2 protein-coding genes and 1 pseudogene are annotated in these 8,018 nt (G+C 70.9%); 1 reads left to right on the top strand and 2 read right to left on the bottom strand.

The annotated features are described in order from the left end of the window. Positions 1–6,180 (bottom strand): DEAD/DEAH box helicase (locus tag E1281_RS34235; RefSeq protein WP_243717697.1); only part of this gene is annotated, 6,180 nt, incomplete at its 3' end. Positions 6,181–6,969: 789 nt separating this feature from the next. After that, positions 6,970–7,320 (bottom strand): hypothetical protein, encoded by a 351-nt coding sequence (locus tag E1281_RS34225; protein ID WP_131883860.1) that lies wholly within the window; start codon positions 7,318–7,320, stop codon positions 6,970–6,972. Positions 7,321–7,617: 297 nt separating this feature from the next. Between E1281_RS34225 and E1281_RS34220 the strand changes: the two are divergent. Beyond that, positions 7,618–8,018 (top strand): annotated as a pseudogene (locus E1281_RS34220) (hypothetical protein); the annotation flags it as partial.

Below are 8,018 nucleotides of genomic sequence, written 5' to 3'. Positions count from 1 at the left end.
GCCGGGCGGCAGGTCGCCGGTGTCGAACGGCAGGAGGCTGAGCGTCGGCAGCAGGCCGGCGCCGCCGGTGACGGCGAGCGCGGCGGGGTCGAACGCCGCGAGCTCGGTGCAGGCGAGCTGGACGCCGTCGCCTTCCCCGTACGAGAGGAACTGGAGGAGGTTGCCCCAGTACAGCCAGGCGTGCCAGCGGCGCCGGTGGGCGTCCTCGTCGGCGGTGATGCTGCCGTCCCGGTCGTCGATGACGGCCAGGGCGGTCCAGGCGCGGGTGCGGGCGTCGGCGACGACGGTGAGGGGGCAACCGGCGGCGTCCTCGGTGCGGGCGAGGATCAGGTCGCCGGGCGGCGGCGTGGGCAGGGCGTCGCCGCGGACGGCGGCGGTCAGCAGGTCGCCGATCCCCTCGGGTGCGGCACGCCGGGTTTCGGCTCCGGGCATCACGAGGCCGGTCACGGCCGCTTCGGCGCGGCGCCGCCAGCGGTCGCCGTCGGGGTCGGACAGGAACGCCAGCAGCGTCTGGATCGGGTTGGCCCAGATCAGGTCCGCGAGCTCGGCCGGGTCGCCGCCGCCGTGGAGGTAGCCCTCGCGCGCCCGTCCCTGCGCGATTCCCTCGTACGGGATCCAGGCGGGCGCTTCGGGGAACAGGCCGCTCTCCCAGTGTTCGACGTCGTCCCAGGTGATCTGGAAGACGACGCGGCCGTGGGCGCGGAGCCGGGCGCGTTTGGCGGCGTCGCCGGCGAGCCGGTTGGCGTGCGGAGCGGCGTGGTAGTTGTAGCCGTCGAGGTAGACGGCGACTTCCAAGGGCGCCCCGTCGAGCCGTTTGAAGTAGACGTCGGGCCGGGTCTCCTTGATGGTGTTCTGCAGGATGACCTGCCAGTGGACGACGTCGTCCCCGGACGTGATGCGCAGGTCGGCGGTGCGGCGGTCGTTGAGCCGGGGGCCGTCGCTGATGGCGCGTCCGCTGCCGGGCCTGCGCGCCCACCGCATCAGCGCGTCGAGGAACCGGGCCTCCAGTTCGCTCTCGACCTGGTTGACGAGGGAGATGTCGTCGGTGCTGGCGACGGACGCGGTCGCCCACTCGTCCAGGAGTTCGGCGAGCATCTCGACGGCGAGGCCGCGGTCGGCCTTGTCGTACTCCTCGCCCCGGACATGGGACAGCAGGCAGCGGTGGCAGGCGGCCCTGCCGCCCTCCTCGTTGGCGCACGGGCAGTTGAACACGACCTCGTACGCCTCTTGCAGGACTTCGCGGAAGCCCGCCTCGGTGGACATGCGGTGCAGGTAGCCGGTGCCGCCGGGCAGCGTGTCGTGCAGGACGAGGAAGCGCCGCCGGTGCCCGCTGTGGTGCAGGTGGTCGGGCATGGTGGCGGTGACGATCCGCAGGTGGGCGGGGTCGCCGCCGTACTTGCGGGCGATCCCGGCCATCAGCGCGGCCTGGAACGTGACGGTCCGCTCGGGGATCATCGTGGTGGCGACGGGGACGAGGATCCGCAGCGCCTCTGTCCGCAGCTCGTGCGCGGTGATGAGGGGTTCGTGCTCGACGTCGCCGCCGCGCCGCTGCGGGCACCAGGGGCGGTGGTGGCTGCGGGACGTGTCGTACCCGGAGCTGGTGCCGGTGAGCCGCGCGTCCCGGTCGGGCGGGCCGTCGGCGGTGGCGCCGCCGCACGTCCGGCACACGTAGAAGGGGTTGAGTCGACGCAGGTCCCCGGCGAACGGGTCGCCGGCGGGACGGTCCATGCGCAGCGACCCGAGGTTGAACCGGCGGATGACGGCGCGGCGGGTGAAGTCGACGCCGAACACCCGCCTGGCGTGCCGCCAGGCACCGGGAGCGACTTCGTCGCGGGGGATGTCGACGGCGACGGCGGTCTCGTAGTAGCGGCGCTGCCGGTCGTCGTGGTCGTCGCGGATGCGGGCGTCGTCGCGTACGTCGTGGGCGGTGACGCGGGTGGGGATGAGGACGGTGTGCAGGCCGCTGCTGTCGCCGATGCGCTCGTTGCCGCAGCGCGGGCAGGGACTGTGGTCCTCGGCGGCGGCGGTGGTGCGGATGTAGCCGCATTCCTGGCAGACGCGCCACTGCCGGTAGGCGGGGCGCTGCGGGCTGCCGATGTCGAGTCCGGTGACCTCGTGCCGGTAGCCGCGGATGTAGAAGTGGTTTCCGGGGGCGAGTTCGGTGAGGGCGAGGGACGCGGACCGCTCGTATTCGCGGAGTTCGCTGTGGAAGCGCCGGTCGCCGCGGGCCCGGTCGGTCCGGTTCGGATCACCAGGGTGCCGGTCGGCGGGCGCGGGGGCCTCGCCGGTCTCGTCGCCGACGCGCTCTTCCCAGGTGAGGGTGGCTTCCAGCGCGGTGGCGGTGTCGATGAGCGAGTAGTTGGGCAGGAGCCCGAGTTCGACGAGGGTGCCGTGGGCGTCGCCGCGTCCGATCTCGCCGATGCGCGCCTGGACGGCGCGGCGTTCGGCGCGCAGTTCGCCCCGGCGGTTCCGCTGCTGCTGGTCGGAGTCGATCATCGCGGCGACCGCGGCGTCGATGACCTCCAGGCGGGCGCGCAGGTCGGCGAGCCGCTCGTCCCAGACGCGGGCCGCGGCGGCGATGGCCTCCTTCAGCCCGGCGGCGGCGAAGTCGCGGAGTTGCCGGGCGGCCTCCTCGGTGACGCCGGTCTCGGGGTCGCCCTGGGCGAACAGGGCGAGGAACTCCTCGGCAAGGGCGTCGCCCTGGGCGAGGACGGCGTCCTGGAACGCGGCCAGCCATCCGGTCTCGCCGAACAGCGCGGACGCGAGCCGCGGCATCGGCGGCAGCCCGTCGAAGCGTTCGCGGGCGGCGAGGTCGGCGAGGTGCGCGACGTACTGGCGCTGCAGGATCTCGACGGCGGACAGGTAGCAGCCGGGCGGGACGATGTCGCCCGCGATCATGTCGGTGGGGTCGGTCAGGTAGTACCGGTCGCGCGGGTTCCGCCCGATGAGCGTGAGGAGGAAGGCGTTGCCGGTCTTGCGTCCGGCCCGTCCCGCCCGCTGGACGTAGTTGGCCGGGGAACGCGGAAGCGACGCGAGGACGACGGCGGACAGGTCGCCGATGTCGATGCCGAGTTCCAGCGTCGGCGTGCACGCGAGGACGTTCGGGTCGCTGTAGCGGGTGCCGTCGCGGAACTTCTGCTCGACGTCCTCGCGTTGCGGCCGGGTGAGCGCGCCGGTGTGCTCGGCGGTGATGACGCTGAACGGGCGGGCGCTGCGGTAGAGGCGGCGGTAGTAGTCGTTCTCGTACAGGTCGCTGCGGCGGGTGTCGGTGTCGAGGCGTCCGGTGCAGCGGTAGCGCGGGCAGTGCGCTCCGGCCCATTCCCCCATGCGTTCGGGGTGGACGGTCTGCTGCCAGTTGCAGACCGGGCAGTACACGCCGGCGCCCTCGACCTGGTCGTCGTCGAGCTTGCGGACCCGGACGTGGCCGGGCCGCAGTCCGAAGACGGGTGTGGCGCCGTCCCCGGCGATGCGGCGCGCGATGACGTCCTCGTCGGTGAGGACGTTCAGCAGCCTCGACAGGTAGTGGCCGGACGCGCCGTGCTCGATGCCGAGGCAGCGGGCCGTCCAGTCCTGGAGCCAGCTGTGCCGGCCGGTGATCCCGTCGAACTCGCTGCGGTTCTTCGGCGCGCCCAGCACGAAGCGCGGCGCGGACAGCCCGCGCGGGAACGCGGGCATCCCGTCGGGTCGCTTGCCCCAGATGGTCATGTACCGCTTGGTTCCGGCGCCGTCGATCCACGCGTCGAGCCAGTGGTGCTTGATGGCGCCGCGCATCCGCATGCGTTCGAGCAGGCCGCGCACGTAGGCGACGTAGGTGTCGTGGCCGGGGAGGCCGGTGAGCGCGGCCGGTCCGGCGAGCTGGAGGTCGCGGGCGAGGTCGGCGATGCGGTCGATGTCGTCGACGGCGACCTCGGCGGCGACGGTCCGGGTGAGTTCGAGCGTGCGGCCCTGCCGGGAGCGGAGCCCGAACTCCAGGACGGACGCGAACGCGAGCCGCTCCCCGATCAGCGTCCAGGTCCGCGCGGACCCTTCGGATTCGCCGGCGAGGAGCGCGTCCACGTCGTCGCGGTCGTGCAGGTCGGGCGGCACCACCGAGGGGAGGTACTCGGGGACGCTGGCCTCCTTGACCGTGTCGGAGATCAGCTCGTGCAGCGGCTTCGGCCCGTCGGCGTCGTCCAGCTGGGACGCGAGGAGGAGGCGGAGCGAGAACCCGAAGGACCGGTTCGCGACGAACCCGGCGCGGTGCGCGGCGTCCTGCACCGAGTCGTTGAACAGGAGGGTCTTGCGTTCCTGCTTCTCGAGCTGGCCGCCGGTGAACAGTTCCGTCACCGCGACGGACGCGAGCGCCGCAAGGCCGGAGCCGAGGAAACGGGTGCCCTGCTCCATCCCGCAGGCGGGGCAGCGGTCGTGCTCGGCGTCCCGGTTGCTCTCCCTGTCGTGGGAGAGGTCGGTGAGGACGAACACGTCCCGGAAGTCGGCCCTGGCGGAGTTCTCCAGGTCTTTCCCGGGGTCGAGCGGCCGGACGTGCTGCCCGTTCGCCGCCAGGACGAAGACGTTCGGACCGCCCTGCTCCCCCGCCGCCTGCGCCTCCACCTCGCGCCGCGTCGCGGTGATCAGCGGCCGGACGAGGCGTTTCTCCGAGATGCCGGACCGGTAGATGCGGGCCGGGTCGGTGACCAGGTCGTGCGGGTCGCGTTCCGGGGAGATCGCCGCCCATCCGGACCGTCCGCAGTGGCGGCAGTAGACGGCGGGCAACATCTCTCTGCCACCGCCGGTGGCCGTGGTCTCCGCGTCGATCGGAGCGGCCTCCCCGTACCAGCCGAATCCCGGCCGGGGACCGACCGCGCGCAGCAGCCGCGTCACCGACCGCACCCACAGATGCGTTTCGACGTGGAGGAAGGGACGATCGGCGTCGTCCGGGTCCCGCGCTTCGGAGAGGAGGGCGACGAACCGTGCGAGCGCCACTGCGGCCTGGACGGGTGATAGCCGGACCGCCGTGCCCCAACTGTAGGCGCCCTTGCGCGGGAGGAGTTCGAGGATCTCCCCGAGGGTGTGCGGTCTCCCGTCCAGGACTTCGAGTACGGCGCTGGTGAGGATGTGCTGCCGCAAGACCGTGCCGAGTTCCTGCGGGGTGAGCGAGTCGCGCCCGGTGACGGCCTGCATGATCTGCGCCATGGCGCCGCCGTCGCCGTGCGGGTCGGGGATGGACGCGAGTTCCTGCGGGTCGGGAAGGGGGAGCGTGTAGTCGATCCCGGCCTCTTCGATGAACTCGTCGGTGCTCTGCCGGTCTTCCCCGATCACCGAGTCAGGGGCGAATGGAGTACCGAACACCGCCTCGGCGACCCGCCGGATCTCGGCCCCGTCCCCGCTCTCCCCCAGCGTCGCGCTCGTCGCGACCGGGCAGATCCTGCCGAGCGGCCTGCCCGGCTCGCTGTGCCCGATCGCGGCCGCGAGGCGGCGGAGCAGCATCGCCACGTCGGTGCCCTGAGCGCCGTCGTAGGTGTGGAACTCGTCGACGACGACGTAGGCGAGGTCGGCGTCCTCCCAGAGCCGGAGGTCGTCGGCGCGCTGGAGGAGGAGGTCGAGCATCTTGTAGTTGGTGATGAGGATGTCGGGCCGCGACCGCCGGATCTCCGCCCGCTGCGTGTGGACGCGAGAGTAGCCGGTCTCGGGGGTGTCACCGATGTAGAGGCCCGCCGTGACGTCGCCCAGGCCGGGTTGCTGGAGGTAGTCGTTGAGCCGCTGGGCCTGGTCGGTGGCGAGGGCGTTCATCGGGTACAGGAGGACGGCCTTCACCCCTGCTTTTCCTTGGGCGCGTGCCCTGCGGCAGTGGTCGAGCACCGGGACGAGGAAGGACTCGGTCTTGCCGGAGCCGGTCCCCGTGGTGATCAGCGTCGGCTCTGCCTTGTGATTGAACGTTGCGAGCCGCCGGAACGCGGCGGCCTGGTGGCGGTACGGGACGAACCCGGCCGGCGCCCACTGGAGCAGGTCCCGCCACCCATCGCCCTCCATGCGGAACGGCGTGCGGATGCGCAGGTAGGGGCCGCGGAAGATGCCCTGCTCGCGATGGTTGAGGAAGCGTTCCAGCCCGTCGCGGACCTGCTCGTCCGCCAGCGCGAACGTCGTCGTGAGGTACTGCGTCAGATTCCGCCGAACCTCGTCGGCCGCCAGCGTCGGCCTCATCGCACCGCCCTTTTCGCCGTTCCGCGACAGGCTATCGACGGCCGGCGACAGTTCCGGCCCGTCCGGGCAGGTCAGCGGTGACCGCCACCGGTCAATCGACCGGGCTCCGCCGCGGGCGGGTTGCGGTTGTCGCTGCAGCTGCCGGGCGTTCCGTCTACCGGATGCGGTGGTGCCTTGGGCGGCGTGGTGATGGGCCAGGGCGAATTGGCCCGGCGACCGCTGAGCCCGGGTGCGGGTCACAGAATGCAGGACTCCACCCGGGCTCCACCTCACGTTCCCGGAATCTCTCGGGGCGGTCAGAGACCGCCGACGCCGGCGGCGCCGAAGCCGAGGTCGGACACGCTGTATCCGGGCCCCAGTAGTTTGTTTGCGCCCGTACAGTTACTATTGTCCCAGAGCCGGACGTAATTGTTGGTGGTGTTTCTTGCGGACTGCCAGTCGGCAGAGGAATAGCCGGTGCATCTTCCTGAGGGGACCGTGGGAACTGTCGTACCCCCTCCCTTGAAACCGGGATCGTTGTAAACGCAGACACGCCCCCAATCGCAGGACGCGGGTATCGGCGCGGCTGAGGCTGCAGAACCGCCAGTGGGTGCCGCGGTCGCGGGGGCCGTTGTCATGGCCAGGGTGATTCCCGTGGTGAGCAGGAGAACTGTTCGGGCCGCACTCGGGAGTCTCATCTGATGTTTCTCCGATATCGCTCGTGTTCGAGAAGGGGTCGCCGGGGTGGGCCGGTCCCCGGCAGGGGTGTCCCGTTCGGCGCTGCGCAGGGCCTCCTTCCGCAGTCCGGCTTTACGGCCATCCACCAACGCTCCATTTGAAGTTGACGTAAGTGCTCTGGCCCGGAATGACCAGGGTGGAGGCTCCTTCGCAGTAGTTGCCGGACCACGCTCTTTGCGAGACGTCGGAAAGGTTCCGTATGTAGTCGTAGGAGCGGTTTACGCTCTTGCACTCCCCCGGCCTGACCGGCGGAATCTTGGTCAGCAGCTGGTTGCTGCGGTACAGGCACACCTCGCCGCGGTTGCACGGTGGGTCTTTCAGTACCGGTGCGGCCTGCGCCACCGGACCGGCGGCAACGAGGATTCCGGTGGCGATGGCGCCCACCATGGTCGCCCGTGTGACGCGGTGTCGCGTCGATCCCATGTCGACTCCTTCATGGTCAGGGGTGCGGCTCTCGCTTCCCCTTGCTCTTCTGCACCAGAGTGCAAGCTGTGGCGAAGGTGCGTCTTTCACGTGAGTGCACGGGCTTGTAGTCAGCGTGCACTTTGGGCACGCCGACGGACTCGGGCGCCGCCCACGGGGTCTGTCGACAGGTGGCGGCGGCCCGAACCAAGCAGCTACTCCCCCTGAGGTATGGGCCTATACCCCGAGCGGGGGAAGACGGCGGCGGAAGCGTTTGCCGAGGATGGCGATCGCGGCTTCCGACACTGTGGTGGGGACATGGATGTGATCAGTACCGCCGATGTTCCGGCGAAAGAACGGTTCGCGTTCTGGCGCGAGGTGACTTCGAAAACGTGGGTTCCTTACGATTCACGCTGCGAGCCGCACTTGGAGAGCCGGTTTCGGGCTCGGATCGGTATCAGCGAAGACGGTCCCGTGCAGGCGGCGTTGATGACCACCACGCCATACGCGATCCACCGTACGCCCAGGCTCATCCGCCAGACCGATCCCGGAGTGTTCAAGCTGAGCTGCATCGTGCGCGGTCGCGGCGTGATGGCACAAGACGGCCGGAGCGCCGATTTCGACGCCGGGAACCTGGTGCTGTATGACACCTCGCGTCCCTACCTGGCCGAGCTTGCATCAGACATTCCAGCCGGTCAGATGCTGGTCTTACGCTTCCC

Source organism: Actinomadura sp. KC345 (assembly GCF_004348515.1).
Lineage (GTDB): Bacteria > Actinomycetota > Actinomycetes > Streptosporangiales > Streptosporangiaceae > Spirillospora.
This window is presented reverse-complemented; position numbering and strand designations above follow the sequence as displayed.